Origin of the sequence: Rhizobium anhuiense bv. trifolii, from assembly GCF_024346605.1 — a bacterium.
Lineage (GTDB): Bacteria > Pseudomonadota > Alphaproteobacteria > Rhizobiales > Rhizobiaceae > Rhizobium > Rhizobium anhuiense.
In genome coordinates this window covers 939813-957571 of record NZ_CP098803.1, presented here as the reverse complement: position 1 = coordinate 957571, position 17759 = coordinate 939813, and the positions used below count along the sequence as shown (strand labels likewise).

The 17759-nt window shown below is 61.4% G+C and carries 18 protein-coding genes; 6 read left to right on the top strand and 12 right to left on the bottom strand.

All coding sequences use genetic code 11. The features are described from left to right. The gene (locus NE851_RS13265; protein ID WP_183908880.1) at positions 1-861 is read left to right on the top strand and encodes a Pnap_2097 family protein; all 861 of its coding nucleotides are present in this window, start codon (positions 1-3) and stop codon (positions 859-861) included. Positions 862-1031: 170 nt separating this feature from the next. Next, positions 1032-2051 (top strand): LacI family DNA-binding transcriptional regulator, encoded by a 1020-nt coding sequence (locus tag NE851_RS13260; RefSeq protein ID WP_183908765.1) that lies wholly within the window; start codon positions 1032-1034, stop codon positions 2049-2051. A 22-nt stretch (positions 2052-2073) separates the two neighbouring features. On the opposite strand, the gene NE851_RS13255 is transcribed toward NE851_RS13260, so the two are convergent. The 12 genes from NE851_RS13255 to NE851_RS13200 all read right to left on the bottom strand — a co-directional run bounded on the left by NE851_RS13255 (position 2074) and on the right by NE851_RS13200 (position 13951). Then, positions 2074-3084, bottom strand: a complete 1011-nt coding sequence (locus NE851_RS13255) for a zinc-dependent alcohol dehydrogenase family protein (protein ID WP_063476326.1) — start codon at positions 3082-3084, stop codon at positions 2074-2076. Positions 3085-3140: 56 nt separating this feature from the next. Then, positions 3141-3929, bottom strand: a complete 789-nt coding sequence (locus tag NE851_RS13250; RefSeq protein WP_183908763.1) for an L-iditol 2-dehydrogenase — start codon at positions 3927-3929, stop codon at positions 3141-3143. 136 nt (positions 3930-4065) lie between these two features. Further along, positions 4066-5124: a carbohydrate kinase family protein gene (locus tag NE851_RS13245; RefSeq protein ID WP_183908761.1), complete on the bottom strand. Its 1059-nt coding sequence runs from the start codon at positions 5122-5124 to the stop codon at positions 4066-4068. Beyond that, positions 5124-5795, bottom strand: coding sequence for a D-lyxose/D-mannose family sugar isomerase (locus NE851_RS13240; RefSeq protein WP_183908759.1), 672 nt, complete (start codon positions 5793-5795; stop codon positions 5124-5126). The genes NE851_RS13245 and NE851_RS13240 overlap by 1 nt, the downstream gene beginning before the upstream one ends. Then, the gene (locus NE851_RS13235; RefSeq protein ID WP_183908757.1) at positions 5795-6949 is read right to left on the bottom strand and encodes a Gfo/Idh/MocA family protein; all 1155 of its coding nucleotides are present in this window, start codon (positions 6947-6949) and stop codon (positions 5795-5797) included. Before NE851_RS13235 ends, NE851_RS13240 begins: the two co-directional genes overlap by 1 nt. 22 nt (positions 6950-6971) lie before the next feature. Further along, positions 6972-7796, bottom strand: coding sequence for a class I fructose-bisphosphate aldolase (locus NE851_RS13230; protein ID WP_097596011.1), 825 nt, complete (start codon positions 7794-7796; stop codon positions 6972-6974). A 155-nt stretch (positions 7797-7951) separates the two neighbouring features. Continuing rightward, positions 7952-8725 carry an SDR family NAD(P)-dependent oxidoreductase gene (locus tag NE851_RS13225; RefSeq protein WP_047613545.1) on the bottom strand — a complete coding sequence of 258 codons (774 nt, stop codon included), beginning with the start codon at positions 8723-8725 and terminating at the stop codon, positions 7952-7954. Positions 8726-8736: 11 nt separating this feature from the next. Beyond that, entirely contained in the window at positions 8737-9462 is a 726-nt protein-coding gene (locus NE851_RS13220) for an SDR family oxidoreductase (protein ID WP_097544512.1), read from the bottom strand. Between the two features lie 12 nt (positions 9463-9474). Beyond that, the gene (locus tag NE851_RS13215; RefSeq protein WP_183908878.1) at positions 9475-10770 is read right to left on the bottom strand and encodes a D-tagatose-bisphosphate aldolase, class II, non-catalytic subunit; all 1296 of its coding nucleotides are present in this window, start codon (positions 10768-10770) and stop codon (positions 9475-9477) included. Continuing rightward, positions 10770-11747: a tagatose kinase gene (locus NE851_RS13210; protein WP_183908755.1), complete on the bottom strand. Its 978-nt coding sequence runs from the start codon at positions 11745-11747 to the stop codon at positions 10770-10772. Before NE851_RS13210 ends, NE851_RS13215 begins: the two co-directional genes overlap by 1 nt. 30 nt (positions 11748-11777) lie before the next feature. Next, a complete protein-coding gene (locus NE851_RS13205) occupies positions 11778-13004 on the bottom strand; it encodes an ROK family transcriptional regulator (RefSeq protein WP_183908753.1) in 1227 nt (408 codons plus the stop codon). Between the two features lie 62 nt (positions 13005-13066). Then, a complete protein-coding gene (locus NE851_RS13200) occupies positions 13067-13951 on the bottom strand; it encodes a sugar phosphate isomerase/epimerase family protein (RefSeq protein WP_183908752.1) in 885 nt (294 codons plus the stop codon). A gap of 297 nt (positions 13952-14248) precedes the next feature. Between NE851_RS13200 and NE851_RS13195 the strand changes: the two genes are divergently transcribed. From NE851_RS13195 to NE851_RS13180, 4 genes are all read left to right on the top strand, one after another. Beyond that, positions 14249-15682, top strand: a complete 1434-nt coding sequence (locus NE851_RS13195; protein WP_028756850.1) for an extracellular solute-binding protein — start codon at positions 14249-14251, stop codon at positions 15680-15682. Positions 15683-15779: 97 nt separating this feature from the next. Then, positions 15780-16655 (top strand): carbohydrate ABC transporter permease, encoded by an 876-nt coding sequence (locus NE851_RS13190; protein ID WP_047613532.1) that lies wholly within the window; start codon positions 15780-15782, stop codon positions 16653-16655. A gap of 4 nt (positions 16656-16659) precedes the next feature. Then, entirely contained in the window at positions 16660-17496 is an 837-nt protein-coding gene (locus tag NE851_RS13185) for a carbohydrate ABC transporter permease (protein ID WP_028756848.1), read from the top strand. A 4-nt stretch (positions 17497-17500) separates the two neighbouring features. Next, positions 17501-17707 carry a DUF2160 family membrane protein gene (locus NE851_RS13180; protein ID WP_028756847.1) on the top strand — a complete coding sequence of 69 codons (207 nt, stop codon included), beginning with the start codon at positions 17501-17503 and terminating at the stop codon, positions 17705-17707. Positions 17708-17759 lie beyond the last annotated feature (52 nt).

The window sequence follows — 17759 nt, the reverse complement described above, 5'->3', positions numbered from 1 at the left end:
ATGCGCGCAGCCCTTCTCGATTTTCCGCCCGCAGGACCTTCGGCACGCGACTTGATGGAACGTGCCCTTGACCCGCATGTGCTTCTCGGCATGCCGCATTTGAATGGAAACGGGCTGTCGGAGACCTGGCTGATGAAGGAACTCGGCCATCGTCACTGGCTGATGCTCGCCTGTCACCTCGGGCTCGACAATGCGGATTTCAGAACGGCCGACGGAGAAGAGGCCTATGCTGCGATCTGTGCAACGTCCCTGACGGATGCCCATTTCGCCATCGTGCAGGCAAACGACATTTTGACGATCCACTCGAAGCTGTCCACAGTCTCGCGAACCCGAACGTCGACCCGACACGAGTTGTCTCTGCACGGACGAAGCGTCGGCGCGGTGGAGCTCATCTCTACCTTCGTTCACAGAACGATCAAAGACAACAATCACTCGATCGCGCGTGTGACGTTGCCTGAGTGGCAGGGACGGCGCTTCCAGCCCAGTCCTCTGGCCCAGAACGCTGTGGACATCCGGAATGGACGGTTAGGCACGCATTTCGGGTTTTCCGTCCTCGCTCACAGGGCGCTCCGAACCTTTAAGTTTGATCCCAGCGCTTCGCAGGAGTTCAACGGCGCAGGATTGTTTTATTTTGCCGAGTATCAGGCACTCGCCGACCGCGCCCTGGAAAACTGGTTTCCCTGCAAGGGACCGGTCGTCCGCAGGGACGTTTTCTTCCTTGGAAATATCGAACGAAATGAAAGTGTTTTCTTCGACCTTATCGATTTTTCCGACGAGCAAAAAACTGTCCATGGGCAGCTACGACGCGAGAATGGGAAAGTGATCGCCAAAATATTCAGCGCGTGGACATATCTTCGCTGAGGCATCGTCCCGCAATGCCTGCTTTGTGTCGTTTGAAACGGAGAAGGACAATGGGATGGCGAGCGGAGCGCGCTTGATGCGGCGTGCCGCTAGTGATCTAGTGGATGACAAATGGAGGTGAACTTCAGCAGTTCGGTTCATTCGACCGCTAGAAAAAGAAAAACGAGCACGTGACGACCAGCATCAGACATATCGCCAAACTTGCAGGAACGTCGGTCTCTTCAGTTTCGCGCGTGCTCAACAACAGCGGTTATGCCTCGCCTGAGCTCCGAGACCGCGTCGAGGCGGCGATCCGTGCACTGAACTACACGCCCAGCAAGGGCGCACGCATGTTGCGCGGTGCGCCAAGCCGGATGATCGGACTGATGCTGCCGTCGATCGAGGTGCCCTTCTTCGGCATCCTGGCCCATGCCATCGAACAGGAATTGTTTCAGCACGGCTATCAGACGCTGATCTGCAGCACGGCGGAAAATATGGAGCACGAGGCGCGTTATATCTCCATGCTGCTCGCTCAGCGCGTCGACGGCGTCATCGTCGCCAGCGCCTTCGGCAGCATCGAGCACTTCGGGGTGCTGCGGGACGCTCGCATTCCGATCATCGCCATTGACCGCGAGCTGAACGGCATCGCTGACGATGCTGTCATGGCCGATCACGAGGAAGGCGGGCGGCTGATGGCGCGCCATCTGATCGGCATCGGCCACCGGGCGATCGCCATCGTCGGCGCGCCGGCGCACAGCCAGCCCATCCAGCTTCGCCTTCAGGGCATCACGGCGGAAATGGCGAAAGACGGCATTACGCCTGCCGTCGTGGCGATGGCGGAAGAGCACAGCTTTGCCGAGACCTACCGGCTGGCGCGAGAATTGCTGGCGTCTCGTCCTGATATCACCGCGATCATCGGCACGACCGACGTTTCGGCGATTGCCGCCATCCATGCCATCCAGGATCGCGGATTTTCTGTTCCGAACGACTATTCGGTTGTCGGCTTCGACGACCTGCCGGAGGCGGCCTATGTCTTTCCGCGGCTGACAACGGTCTCCCAACCGATCCGCGATGTCGGGCAGCAGGCAGCACGGCTGCTGGAAGCGCTGATCGACGAGCACCAGACCGGGGACGAATCCCGACAGGGTACGATCGTAAAGGTGCCGGTCACGCTGATCGAGCGTGATTCCACCGGCCCCGTCCGCAGCTGAGCAGGGGGGTCTCGAGGCAACTCTAAGGCCGGACGATGACCTTGATCTCGCCCGGCAATGGCGCGTTGCCCACCACCTCGGCGACCTGCTCTAGGCCGATGGTTCTGGTGACCAATGCATCCAGCTCCAACACTCCGCTGGCCACCATTGCCGCAGCGCGCGAATGGGTGAAGGGATTGAGGTAGGCCGGCCTGATATCGACTTCGTTTATCAGCAGATCGAAGGGCAGAACCGGCACCTCGACACCCGCCGGCGTCACCCCGAAAAGCACGAAGGCGCCACCGCGCCGCGCCATTTTCAGACCGCTTTGAAGCGTGTCGCTGACGCCGGCGCATTCGATGACCACGTCGGCGCCGCCTTTGGTGACCTCTCGAACGGACGCGATCGTGTCAGAAGAGGCCGGGTCGAAGGCGTGCGTCGCCCCCAGGCGCAGAGCCGTTTGGCGTCTTGATTGCTGCCGCGTGATCAAAATGATCTCGCTCGCCCCCGCCAGGCGGGCCAGCTGCACCATGAGCAGGCCAATCACGCCGCCGCCAAGGATGGCGACGCTGTCGCCAGGACGGATCCCTGCCTTGTCGATGGCGTGGAGACAACAGGCCAGCGGTTCGCTGAAGGCGCCGTGAACGGGATCGAGGTCGGTCGGCAGCACGAAGGCCTGCGCGTGCGGCACTGCCACATATTCGGCGAAGCCGCCATCCCGTGTCACACCGATGGCGGTCAGGCGCTCGCACAGGTTCGGCCGCGCCCGCGTGCAAGCCGGACAGGTGCCGCAGGCGATATTCGGGTCGACCGTCACCAACTCGCCGCCGGTAAACCGTGTCACACCATCGCCGATCTCTTCGACGATGCCGCAGAATTCGTGGCCCAGCGTGACGGGGATCGCCGTCGGATATTCGCCCTTGTACATGTGGCGATCGGAACCGCAGATGCCCGCGGCTGCGACCCGGACAAGCAGCTCGCCCGGCCCGGCGACCGGTTTTTCGACACTGCGCATGGTCAAAGACCCGATCGACTCCAAGCGTACAGCCTTCATTCCACTCCTCCAGAACCCCAAGTTCGATTGCCTATTGCTGCAGATGAAGCGAAGCGTCAGCTCATGACATTGCCGCCATCGATATTGTAGCACTGCGCCACGATGTATGCTGCATCGGGGCCGGCCAGGAAGGCTGCCATGGCCGCTTGTTCCTGGGGGGCGCCAAATCGTCCGGCGGGAACGGCGGCAGCCACGCGGCGCTTGACGTCGCCGGGTTTCAAACCTTCGCGGCTGCCGAGTTTTGCATCGACGACATCCCACATCGGCGTATCGACGACGCCGGGAGCGATGGCATTGACATTGATCCCGTAGCGGATCAGTTCCAGAGCGCAGCTTTGCGTGATGCTGATGACCGCCGCCTTGGAAGCGCAGTAAGCCACGGCAGCTCCTTCGCCACGACGTCCAGCCTGGGACGAGAAGTTGATGATGCGTCCACCTCCCCCTCTCTCCACCATGTGCCGGGCGACGGCCTGCGTCATGAAGATCAGGCCTTCGATATTGACTTGAAATACCCTCGCGGTCCGCTCCCGGGATATGTCCAGAATCGACTCGACGTCATAAATACCGGCGGCATTGACCAGGATGTCGATCTGACCGGCGGTTGATATAGTGAAGCGAACGGCTTCTTCGATGCTGTCCTGGCTGGTCACGTCAAGCGCCATACCCCAGGCATGAGGACCGATCGCCTGCGCCACCCGTGCGCAGCGTTCGCCGTCGAGATCCGCCACGACAACCCTGGCGCCTTCGGCGGCGAAACGTTCGCAGACCGCTTTGCCGATGCCGCTCGCGCCTCCCGTGACCAATGCCACCTTGCCGGAGAGCCGTCCCGTTTCCGTATAGCTCATCGCCCTGCCTCCCTGGTCGCGGCCAAATCGGCAAAGGTGCCGTGCACGGCTGCCATATCGAATAGCTTCATCTCTGCTCCTCCATTCTGACTGGATGGTGATCGGCGCCGCGCTCTCGTGAGCCGACGCCGATGGGCTAAGCGGATTGCGGGTGCGTCTCCTTCGCCTCGCGAAGGAGGACAGACATGTCGGGGATGCCATCGGTGGCCGTCGCACCCGCGAGGCAACGCGCAGCCGCAGCATGGGCGACGGCGCAGATATGCTCGACAGGCCAGTTCTCATGCAGGCCGTAGAGCACGGCGGCACAGAAGGCGTCTCCCGCGCCGACCGTGCTGACGATATCATGGGGATCAACGGGTCGTGACCGCGTCATGACCGGGGAAGCGCCCGGCGCAAACCAGAAGCAGATTTCCGGCGCATGGATGATCGCACCCTTCGCGACGCCGGCGGCAAGCAGGCGCTCGCCCGCTGTCAAAAGCCCCGCCTCGACCAAGTCTCCCTTTGCATCGCGAACGACAACGCCGGTTGCCCGGCCCGCCTCCATCTCGTTGATGATCAGGTAATCGCAGAAGGGCAGAGCGACGCCGACCTTGGCTGCAAATTCCGGGTCCTCGCTCGATACGAAGTCCACGCAGGTCGTCAGCCCGGCGCGGCGCGCGGCCTCCAGCAGGCGCGATGCTCCCGAACGGCCATCGGGGCCGATGCGGTCGAGACCCGGCAACAGCAGGAGATAACCGAGATAGAACAGCCGATAGCCGGCCTCAGCGAAGGTCGCGGGTGAGACATGTTTGTCGGTGACCGCATCGTTGGCGCCGCCATGATAGAAGAAGGTGCGGTTTTGACCGGGCACATTCATGACATGCGTATGCGCCGTGACGCGGTCGGCCAGCGCCGTCAACCCACCGACATCGACGCCGGCGGCCGTAAGGCGGGCCTTGACGATCTCCCCGTCCTGATCAGCGCCGATGCATCCGGCCGCTGCCAGCTGTCCGGGAAATCCGAGCGAGGCCAGATCGGTGACGACATTAGCCGCCCCGCCCCCCACACCCAGATCCTGGTGCAGGATATGCGCAAGATTGCCCTGTTCGGGCCAATAGGACAGGGTGTGGACGCGATCGACGATGAAGTTTCCCGCGCAGACGATGCCGCCCTGCTTCCGACTGTCGCGATGTTGAACCTCCTCCCGGCTTCGCATCAGCTGGCTCCCTCGTTCCACAAGGGTCTGAGCGGCGGTTCGTCCTCCTCAATCGCGGCAAAGCGCCCGATCGGCTCCAGGAAGACATTATCGCTGTTGTCGTCGTTGACCTGGCTGACCTCGCCGGCAAGGATGGGTCCGCCGCCTTTCCTGCCGTAGAAGCGGTGGTAAAGCCCGGTGCGGATCGTCACGCTCTGGCCGGGCTGGAGAACCAGCGGCTCCCATGCGGCGAGCCGGTGCGGCAGCCCGTCGACCGGAACCGTCACATCCTCCTTCAGCACATTGCCATCGGTATCGGTTGCGGCGAATTCGATGACGAGATCGCCGCCGGCGCGATTGATGATGTCTTCCATCTTCGCCGCATGCCGGTGCGTCGGCGTGACCTGGTCTTCCCCAACGAAGAGCAGCTTTTCGGCATAGGTCCGCTCCCCCTCGACATCAACAATGCCATTGCGCAGGCAGAACAGCACGAGGCCGCATTCGGCAAACCGGTTCGAGCCGAAATCGGTGACGTCCCAACCCAGCTGATGGGCGCGCAAATAGGCCGATGCCTCCGGGTGAGCGGCAAAATCCGCCGCCGTCCAATAGCCCCATGCCGGCAGGGACCAGTGCCAGCGCTCGAGGGTTTCGGTTGCCCGCCGCAACGCGGCGTTGATCTCGGAGCGCTGCATCAGGCTGACGCCCCGTCATATTCGACCGGCACCACGACGTCTTCGCGGCCGGCTTTGAGGGCAGCCGTCAGGACCGCATGATGCGCCTGCGCCTCCGCCGGCGTCGCGCAACTGAAACCGTTGGCATCGCCGCCGGCGAGCTCGTCGACAAAGGCCGCCCACATCTGCTGTATGGCGTCGGCAAAACCGAATTCGAAGATCTTGCCTGTAATGGCTGGAAACAGCGAGCCATAGCCGAGATCCTCGGTGCTCCAGGCCTGCGCACCGCCATTATAATCCATCCATTGCCACTGGCGCGGCGACTTCGTGCTGAAGAATGCGCTCTTCTTCATGCCGAGAACGCGGATGTACCAGCTGTTGGATTCGCCGGGCGCGATGCGCCAGGTTTTCAGCACCATCGGAAAATCCTGATCTGCAGTGCGCACGCGGCTGCTGATCGTGGCATTGTCCCAGGTGGTGCAGGGCAGCATACCGCCCTTGCCGTCGGGACGTTCGGTGACCTTTTTCACCAATTGCGCATGCAGTGTGGTCGGGCGCCAGCCGAGACGCAGCGGCACGTGCAGCACATGCATGCCGAGATCACCCATGCAGCCATAATCGCCGTTGATCTCGGCCATCCGCTTCCAGTTGATCGGCTTCTGCCGGTCGATATCCGAAGAATGCAGGAACCCCGCCTCGACTTCGAGGATATCTCCCATCTCGCCGCTTTTTGCGAGCGCGATGACCTTCTGTGCACCGGGGAAGAACGGCATTTCCGACGAGCAGCGGACCAGGAGGTCGGGATGCTCGGCTAGAACCGCCATGATCTCCCGGTTCTGAGCGGCGTCCATGCCGAAGGGCTTTTCACCGAGAAGATGTTTTCCGGCCTTCAGAACGTCGATATAGAATTGCTGGTGCAGCACATGCGGGACGGCGCAATAGACCGCATCAACCTCGGGATTGGCCAGGAGCTCTTTATAGTCGGCGGTTACTTGCCGAACGCTCGGCACATGATCCCTGAACCAGTCGAGCAGCGTCGTGTTGGTGTCGCAGACGGCGACGATTTCCGGTCGCGCCTTCACATCGGCCAGGTGTAGCCAGCGCGCCGCGGCACTGGCGAATTCGCGTCCCATCAGACCGCAGCCGATGACGCCGAAGCGGAATGTTTTCGTCATGACATCTCCTCCCAGACGCGCGTCAGCCGATATGCAGCGAGGCTTGCTCGACCGAAGCCTTGTCATGGACGATCGCCATCAAGGCCCGCGTCATGCCGCCGGGATTGTTGTGTTGAATGACGTTGCGGCCATAGACGATGCCACGGGCGCCCTGCTCCATCAACTGCTTGGTACGGACCAGGATTTCCCGATCCGAAACCCGGCCGCCGCCGCGCACCAGCACCGGCAGGCCCTGGGCGATCTCGACCACCCGGTGATATTCCTCGACATTGTCGCAGGGGTCGGCCTTGATGATATCGGCGCCGAGTTCGGCCGCCTGGCGCACGAGCGGCAGGATCTTGTCGATCGCACCATCGACCATATAGGCGCCCTTGGAATTGTCCTGCATGACCAGCGGCTCGACCATCAGCGGCATGCCGTAGATCTCGCATTCGCGCTTCAGGCTGTTCACATTGCGCACGCAGGCGCGGTAGACCTCCGGCTGGTCCGGCAGCATCAAAAGATTGACGACGACACAGGCCGCGTCCAAGGCAACGCCCTGCTCCACCGCCCTGTCGATCATTTCGGAAAACAGCTGCGACGGCAGCGGATTGCCATAGATGTTGGCGATATCGGTGCGCAGCACCAGTGCCGGACGATGTTTGCCGGGGATCGCCTGCAGAATGGGTGCTGTTCCCGGCGGAAGCTGGATGGCGTCGGGTGCGGCTTGCGCGATCACCTCGATGGCCGTCTTCATGTTCTCGATGCCGGCGAGGAACGTCCGTTCATTGAACATGCCGTGATCGATGGCAACGTCAAAACAATTTCCAGACACGCCGAAAAGTCGGTTCAACCGTGCGAACTTCATGAAGCTCCTCCCAGATATGGCAACGTTTCCACATTCGAATAAATGGAGCGGAATTGCGAGTCAAGAAAACGTGGTAACGTTTCCACATTGGTTGATTTGTCGGCTGCCGACCTTCCAGTGCGGACGAGGCGCCCCTCGCGCCTGTCCCGCAAGTATTACCAGCAGGTGAAACCTGCATCGACATTGACGATCGCCCCGGTCATCAGGCTGGCGGCGCCCGATGCGAGGAAGAGGACAGCACTTGCAACCTCCTCCGGCGTTCCCATCCTCCCCATCGGCGTGTCGGCGAGCCAGAGCGGAATCCGCTCGCGATTGGCTTCGACGGCGACCACCATCGGTGTCTCGATATAGGTGGGCGCGACGGCATTGACCCTGATGCCGTGATGCGCCCACTCGGCCGCCAACGAGCGCGTGAGGTGATGGACCGCCGCCTTGGAGACGTTATAGGCCGTCTGAGGCTGAGGCCGGTTGCAGATCGTCCCCGACATCGAGCCGAGGTTCACGATGGCGCCGCGTTTCAGCGAAATCATGGGACGACCGAAGGCGCGCGAGCACCAGAAGACGCCGTTGAGATTGACGTCCATCATGCGCAACCAGTCGGCGTCGGTGAGATCCTCCGCCGGGATGCCGCTCTGGCCGATGCCGGCATTGTTGACGAGGATCGTCGCCGGCCGGCCTGCATCGGCAAGCTCGGTCGCGATCGCTTCCATGCGGGCCGCGTCGGTGACGTCGCCGACCCGGACTTCGATGTCGTAGCCTTTGTCGCGCAACGCAAGCGCTTGCGCAGCGTCGGCCTCGCTGCGTTCGATGACGACGACGGCAGCACCCGCCTCCGCCAGCGCCTCGGTGCAGCAAAGGCCGATCGCGCGCCCTCCGCCGGTGACCACCGCGCGTTCGCCGACAAGGCGAAATTTCTCCTGGTAGCTCATGTTCGGCTCCTTCAGATGTCGAATGCGCTTGGAAGCACCACGATATCGCGGATGGTGACGTTGCGCGGCCGGGTCAGCATGAAGATGATCGCGTCGGCGACTTCCTTGGGCTCGATCAAAGCGCCGGCCTCCTTGGCCTTACGAAGGTTTTCTTCCGGCCAATCCGCCAGCAGAGCGCTGATCACCGGCCCTGGTGAAACCGACCCCACGCGAATGCCATTTTTCAGAAGCTGGCGTCGCATCGTCTGGACGAAGCACGTCATCGCCCACTTCGATGACGAATAGACCGGTTCCCACGGAATCGCCGAATGTCCGGCGACCGAGCTGGTGACGACAATGTCGCCAGTGCCGCGTTCGATCATGTGAGGAATGACATTTCGAACGTTCTTGATGACGACGTTCACGTTGAGATTGAGCATCCGATCGATGGTATCGAGGTCGGTTTCCATCAGGTCGCCGCCGATATAAGTGCCCGCATTGGCATGCAGAATGTCGAGTTTGCCCGTCTTCGACAGGACGCCCTCGAGCAGTCCCGCGCACTGGTCCGGATCCAGCAAGTTGATCACCAGCGGAATGGCGCGCTCGCCAAGCCGTTCGCAAACCGTCTCAAGCGCCCTCTGATCGCGGTCCACCAGCACGACCGTCGCGCCTGCGGCGAGCATCGCCTCCGTCGAAGCAAGGCCAATACCGGATGCTGCACCCGTGACCGCTGCGATCTTCCCATTCAGTTCCGTCATCGATTTCTCCTCCTATCTTGATGCTGATTGCTCATTCTTTCCGACGCCGCAGGCGGCGTGATAGTCCGAAAGACTCCTTGTCACTCTCCAGACCAAAACCTGTTCCGGATCGAGCGGCGCATCCGCGAAGTGCTGCGCGGCCGGCATATGCTGCCAAAGCAATGGCAGCGGTACGGATTGACCTCGAAGGGCCCCGCACAGGCGCCGGACGGCATCTTGCGCTTCAGCCGACGCCCAGTAGTAGCGGATACGGTCGGAGAGCGAATAGTGCCGCAGCCACCGCTTCTCGCCATCGGTTCCGTGGTAGTGGCGGCTCCAATTGCCGGGCTGATCGAGCATCAGCGTTTCCATCGCCGCATGAAGCGGGCGCTCGCCGTAGTCGGGCAACAGATCGGACGCGATCGCATCCAGCGCATAGAGCGCCTCGCGCAGGACGAAGGTCAGCTCCGGACCGACTTTCAGAATGGGAAACCCGTCCTCCACCAGCGCGGCCAACGGCCGGGTGCCCTGATAATCCGTCGAGTGAGCCTCGAACACGAATTGCGGCTCCTCGGTGAGCACCGATTGCAGCGCCTCGATCTTGCTGCGGTTATAAAGGATGACATTGTGATTGCCGAACTCGACACCCGGCTGAACGACCAGCCCGATAGCGCGTCCGAACGCCTCCGTTAGGCCCTCCTCGGCAAAGACCCGGCGGTGGACATCGATCGTCTTCAGCGCCGCCGCTGCGGCCGTCGGCTCGATCGTCGTGAGGGCATGGTCGGCTCCACCCGGCGGCGGCACTTCGGTGCCGATGACGTAAACCGGCATCGCGCCGCCGGCCTTCTTCGCCGAGACCTCGGCGACAACAGCCAGCCGGGCGGCGCGACGGGCGGTGGTTTTGTCGTCGAGCGCCACCGGCTCGCCCTTGCAGCCCATCGAGGCGTCGAGGTGGATCTTGCGGAAACCGGCCTCGACATAGGCGGCAACCATCTTCTCCGCTTCGGCCATGGCCTCTTCCGCCGGGAGGTCGCGCCAGGGATTGGGGCCGAGGTGATCGCCGCCGAGAACGATCAGTTCTTCGGGGCACGCCTCTTCGGCCGCGGTCTTCATGACGAGAGACGCGAAGTCGCTTGGCGTCATTCCGGTGTATCCGCCGAGGTGATTGACCTGGTTACAGGTCGCTTCGATCAGGATGGTGCTTTCCTGTTGCCGCCCGTGCCGGAGTGCTGCCCGAAGCACGATCGGATGGGCGGAGCATACGGAGGTCACGCCTTTCGGGCGGCCTTCGATCCTCAGTCTGGCCAGTTCGTCGAGGTGCACCTGCATCACGGCCGCCTTTCCGTTGAAGCAATAAATGCATCGAGTTCCTGCCGAGTGCCGGCGCCTTCCATCGGACCCAGCACCGTCACATTGCGGGCGCCGGCGGCGGAGGCATAGGTCAGCGCTTGCTTCTGAGACATTCCGAGCCGCCGGGAGGTGAGATAGGCTCCGCCGAAGCAGTCGCCGGCGCCGGTCGGATCGACCTCACGAACGACGAATGCCGGAGCCTCGATGCGGTCTCCTTGCCTGCCGAAATAGGTCGCGCCGTCGGCGCCGCGCTTCAGCACGATTTCCTTGACGCCCATCTCGAATAAGCGGCGGATTGCTTCCGCCTCGCCTTCGACACCTGCGGCACGTTCAAGCTCCTCTCCGGACGGCAGAAGCAGATCAGCCATGGCAACAAGCTTGGAAAACCGGCGCTCGGTGTCCTCGTCCAGCTTCAACTCCTTGCGAATGTTCGGATCCACCGAGAGCGTTCCCCCGCGCGCCTTGACGATATCGACCGCCTTGTCGATCACCTCGCGCGCGCTGGGGACCGACAGAGCCGAGCCCATCACGTGAAGATGCCCGCTCCGATCGATGAGATCGCCGACCGTTTGAGACCAGCCGAAGCGCGCGGCTGCCGATGTGGCGATGTTGTAGACGAAATCTCTGGAGCCATCCTTGCGGTAGCGGACAAACGCGCTTCCCGTCGGATAGTCCGGATCGATCGAGATCGCCGAAACGTCGACGCCGTCGCGTTTGAGGCGATCGGTATTGACCCGGCCGAAATCGTCATCGCCGACAGCGCCGACCATGGCCGACTTGCCGCCGAGCCGGCCGCATTGCGAGATGAAGATCGCCGGCGCGCCGCTCGCAAACGGACCGACCAGCGGCTGGGCTTCGAGAAATCCGTCTCCAACCGTCGTGGCGACGATCTCCACGAGGATCTCGCCTACGCAAACCGTGGGACCAAGCGCGTCCGGAGACAGTATTGAAGCCATTTGCAACCCTGCTTTCGATAGTTCTTGTCGTCAACTCGTCGCCGATTGGACCGGCCCACCATCCTCGCTGCCGAACTCCTCGCTCTCCAGTGACAGAAAGCGCTGGTGCAACATGCATGCCGCCCCGAAGGCGGAACCGAACTCCGCATCACTGTCGACGACGATCTCAGGCGTGGGGAAAGGGATGTTCTGGCTCTCCGACATGTGGACCGCCACGCGGGCAGCGACCATCGGATAGAGGGATGCCACGGAGCCGCCCAGCACGATCCTGTCCGGGTCGAGCAGGCGACAGGCTTGCAGCAATGCGTAGGCGAGATGGCGCGACCAGGTTTCGGCGATGTTGACGGCAGCCGGGACACGGTCACGAACGTCGCCGAGGAAATCCTGCAGATCGGCGTTCTCGCGGCCGACAGCCTCGCGATACTGCCTGATGAGCACCTCGCGACCGATCAGCTGTTCAAACTTCTGACCACCGCTTCCCGGCACGAGGGTGTGGCCGATTTCTCCCGCCAGACCGTGGCCGCCACGAAACAGTTTGCCATCGATCATGATGCCGCCGCCGACGCCGGTTTCCATGAGCAGGAACAGGGTCACTCCCGCGGCGCCGTGGCGATAGCTGTCACCGATCGCGAAGGCGTTGGCGTCGTTTTCGACCGTGATCGGGACGGCGGCCGGGACAACGGCCAGGAAAGCGGATCGGCCAATCTCCTTCAACGGCACGTCCCGCCAGCCGATGATCGGTGCCAGGGTGACAAATCCATCCGGCCGGATATGGGCCGGCGTCGATATGCCGAGACCCTTGCACTTGCCGATCATCCTCTTCGCCATCACGCCGACAATGAGCTCGACACCCTGCGCCACCGCCTCTTCCACCGTCGAAGACGGTGTATCGAACGCCATTTTTCGACATGCCCGGACTTCTGCGGAGAGATCGATGACGGCTGCCGATATATGCTCGACGCCGATCTCGATTCCGACGAAGAACGCGGCATCGGGAACCAGTTCGAGCATGATGCCCGGCCGCCCGGCACGGGAGGGCTCCGAGCGCTGCTTGCCGCTCTCGTCCGATTCCTGAACGAACCCGCCTTCCGTCAGTTCGGCGACGATCTCTCCCGAGGATGAACGGTTCATCCCGAGCTTGCGGGCGAGATCCGCCCTGCTGAGGCTTCGGTGAGCGTAGATCGTCTGCAAGGCGGCGACGATATTGTTCTGTCGGATCCTGCGCGGCGAACTTCCGATGGAGACGGTGTCGTTCATATTTCAATTCCCTTCAAGTCGCCCAACCCTTACACGACTGGAACAGGCTGTCAGAAGGATAATTAGGGCCGCGCGTTTGTGGCGCGGCGGCGCTTGGCCTCGTCATATTTCAGCTCGATGTAGCGCTTCGCGTGTGCTGCAAGCGGATCATTATCCTCCCAGGTGTCGCGCCAGATCGCGCAGGCGAGCGACAGGCCCTCGTCGACGACCGTCGTCGAGAAACTTTCGAATACGATGTCACTGTTGTAGTCGATGTCGAGCAGCGCGTCGAAGATCAGATCGAAGTTGATGACGCCGTCGCCGAGGTAGCCGCGATTGCTCTCGCCGATGTGGAAATAACCGATCTTGTCGCCGGCGAGACGGATCGCCGCGGCCGGATTGGCTTCCTCGATGTTCATATGGAACGTGTCGAGATGGAGACGGACATGCTCCGATCCCGTCTCGGCGATGAACTTCAACCCCTGCGCCGTGGTATTCAGCAGGTTCGTCTCGAACCGGTTGACGACCTCCAGGACGAGGTCGACGTTTGCCTGCCTGGCGACCTCGCCGGTCGCGGCGATCGCGGCGACGCTGTTGTCCCAGCCCTTCCTCGTCGGCTGGCGATTGTATTTGGTGTGGGCGGAATAGAGAATCCCGCCGAGCTTGTTGCCGCCGATATCGCGGACCGCCCGAACGGCGTCGGCCAGCGTCTGCTTGCCGGCGGAGACAGCAGACATGTCCTCGCTCGATACGTCCTTGTCGAGCGGCAGACCCATCGTCACGCCAATCTCGACGTCAAGGGATTGGGCAAGCTTCGCCAGTCGATCGAGGTTGAATTTCTCGGGGCGCAGATAGGCAAATTCGATGGTGCGATATCCGTGTTCGGCCGTCTTGTTGAGGGCCATCTCCAGCCCCTCCTGCGTTTGGCCACCTGTCCATACAAATGAATGGATACCCAATCGACGCATAGCCTTTTCCTCCGCGAGATGCTCTTGATCGCGGACAGTGCTATGCCATTTAGTTTGGTGAGGCAACAAATAATTTCAGCGGCTAGCTTTTTGCTGCTTCGCAAAATTTCTTTGCAATGCAATATATTATGCCGTTTTCGCGCTTACCCTACTTCCCAGCAGAAATTAGTTTCTGCAGAAATCAATGGGATAGGCTCATGATTTGCATGTTTAGACAACAAATGTTGCGCCGCCGGTTTTTTTGGCCTACACAAAGCACCGGCGAAATGATCTCGCTGCACTCTGGGAGGATTGGAAATGAACTATGCTTTGAAGGCTAGCGCGCTTGCGCTGACGCTCGGCCTCGCCGCCACCGCTTCACCGGCCTGGGCCGACTTCTGGTCCGACGCCGGGGCTAAATTCAAGGGCGTGACCCTGCACGGCGTCACCGAAAGCACCCCGCCGTCGAACTACATCAAGAACGTGCTTGCTCCGGAATTCGAAAAGAAGACCGGCATCAAGGTCGACATCGAGACGACGTCCTGGGATCAGATGTACGACAAGGCCATCAAGGACATGGAAGCCAAGACCGGCATCTATGACATGGTCTACATCGAGCAGGACATCATCTACTCCTATCTCGCCAGGAATTTCCTCGTCGACATCACGAAGACGCTGAAAGACCAGCCGGATCTGAAAGCGCCGACCTACGACGATGCGAACTTCACCAGCTTTGCCGACTACTTCAAGGACACGAGCGGCGATCTCTTCGGCGTTCCGATGGAAGCCTTCCTGAAGACCTATCTCTATCGCAAGGACCTCTTCGACGATGCGAAGATCAAGGAAGCCTTCAAGAAGGAAACCGGCAAGGACCTGAAGCCGGCGACGACCCACGAGGAGTACACCCAGATTGCCGAATTCTTCACGAAATACGGCAAGGACAACGGTCTGGAGCTCTGGGGCACGACCGCTCAGGCCCATACCGGCCATCCGGCCTCGTGGTATGAATTCTTCGAGTCCATCGTGCCGACCTTCGGCGTCTACAATTGGGGCATCGACGCCAAGAACAATTATGCGGCGACGGTCGAACACGGCGGCTCGATGAACGGTGACAAGGCGAAGGCCGCGCTGAAATATTGGCTGCACCTGCGCGACATCGCTCCTCCGGAATCGACTCAGTCAACCTGGACGGAAACCGCAACGACGTTTGCCGCGGGCCGTGTCGCCCAGGGGCTGATCTATGGTGAGAATGCCGCGTGGATCGCCAGCGATCCGGCGCAGTCGAAGGTGGTCGGCCAGGTCGGCTTCGCTCTGCCGCCGCTCGAGCCGGGCGTATTGGATGATGCGAAAGCCGGAAAGGGCTATATCGGCTACTATGATGGCGGCGCCTTCGGCGTGCCGGTCACGTCCAAGAACAAGGAAGCGTCGCTGCTCTTCCTCGAATTCATCGGTCAGAACGAAGTTCAGCCCGATTGGGCCATCGCCGCACCGCGCATCACCAACACGGCGACGTTCGACGATCCGAAGGTGAAGGAGATGGACGCCAAGCTCGGTGGCTTCTACACAATGCTGAAGGACGAGGGCAAGCTCTTCGCCGGCGCTCCTCCCTACCCCTTCCATGCGCAGGTACGTGAAGCGACCGCTCCGATCTTCTACGACATCCTGACCGGCAAGATCGGCCCCGATGAAGGCCTCGACCAGATGGCAGCCAAGGCCGAAGAGGAGCTCACCTCGCTCGGCTATCGCAAATAAAACATCCTCCCCAACTGACGGGTCGTTTCCTGCGACCCGTCATCTTTGCGCTCCAGGTGGAGCGGACGTCCACATAACGTTCAATGGGGGATAGGCGATGCATTCGCAGAAGCTCGGGTGGCTGTTGCTGTCACCGACCATAGTGATCCTCGGACTGTTCGGGATCTTTCCTTTCGTCTACGTCCTCTGGGTCTCTTTCCATTCATGGAACCCGTTCGCGGCCAATCCGGGCATGATCTTCAACTGGGCTGAGAACTATCGGCGACTGGTCTTCGACCAGCAGTTCCTGGCATCGCTCGGCATAACCCTGGCATTCGTCTTCTTCGCGGTCGTGTCGGAGCTGGTCCTCGGCTACATCCTCGCCCAGGCGCTGCTCAAGGACTTTCCCGGAAAAGCGGTGTTTCGCACGATCCATACCCTGCCGCTGATCATGGCGCCGATCATCGTCGGCTCTGTCTGGAAGCTGATGACCACGCCGTCGATCGGCATCATTCCCTATCTCCTCCGAAGCTGGTTCGGCTACGATCTGAATATCGGCCAGAGTGCCGTCGCGGCCTTCACCGTGACGGTCATCATGGATATCTGGCACTGGACGCCGCTCGTCACCCTCTCGCTGATCGCCGCCCTCGTCTCGCTTCCGTCAGACCCCTTCGAGCAGGCGCAGATCGACGGCGCCGGCAAGAGCCAGATCTTCTGGCACATAACACTCCCTTTGATCCGCCCGGCCCTGCTCGCCACGGTGTTCATCCGGCTGATGGATGCGCTGCGCACCGTCGATGAAGTGCTGATGCTGACCGGCGGCGGTCCGGGTTCATCGACGCGCTACATCGGCGTCCATATCTTCAGGGAAGTCTTTCCCAAGACGAATTACGGCTACGGTTCGGCGATCTCCGTCATCGTCCTTTACCTCACCATCGTCGTCTGCTGGCTGCTCTATGTCGGCTTGATTGCGCCCCGCGTGAAGAGAGGTTGACGCGATGAAGAACCAGACCCCCTGGCTTCCGGTCGTCCTGTGGACGCTGATAAGCCTCGCGACGCTTTTCCCGATTTACTGGCTGTTCGTCATATCGGTGAAACAGCCCTTCGACCTGTTCTCGACGCCCGACGTCATTCTCCGGAGCTTCTTCTGGAAGAACTATCAGGACGTGCTGACCAATCCGACCTTGCGCGGCTACATGCTCAATTCGCTGATCATCTCGTCAGGCAACGCGCTGCTCGTGACGACGCTCGGCTTTTTTGCCTGCTACGCCCTGACGCGTTTCGAGCTTGCCGGCAAGGAAAGTATCTTCTTCTGGACGATCACCAACCGCATGGCGCCGCCGGCAGTCTTCCTGCTGCCGCTCTTCCTGCTGCTGACGCAGGTCTACAGGATCGGCGACTTCTCGCTCGCCGATTCCCGGCTCGGCATGATCCTGGTCTACTGCTCCTTCAACCTTCCCTTCGCAATCTGGACGCTGCGACCGACCGTGGAAGCCATTCCGAAGGAGTTGGACGAGGCGGCCTATATGGATGGCGCCAGCCCATGGGTCGTCCTCTACGACATCGTCTTCCCCCTGGCACGGCCCGGACTTGCGGTGACGCTGATCCTGACGTGGGTGTTTGCGTGGAACGAATATCTGTTGGCGGCGACGCTCACCAATTTCAATGCGCGGACGCTGACCACCGGCCTGTCGGAATATGTGACGACCACGGGAACGGCCTGGGGCATCATGGCCGCGATCTCAATGCTGACATTGGTTCCGGCGCTCATCGTGTTTTCGGTGGTCCAGCGTCACATCGTTGCGGGCCTGACCTTCGGCGCCGTGAAAGGATGAAGCCATGACATCTCCGTCAGGAAATGGTGAACGCAAGCCGGGCTTTCTGCCGATCGAAACGAACTGGTTCGACCGGCTGTTCATCTCGATTGTGATCTGGGTCGCGCTCTCGCTGTTCTGGATGCGGTTCATCGAGCCGTTCGGGCTTTCGGTATGGTTTGCGGCAGCAATCTCGGCAGTCCTCGGCGCCTATCTCGTCTGGAAGGGATGAGCCGATGAATTTCCGTCCACACCATCAAGACACGACAGCGCCGCGCGTCTCA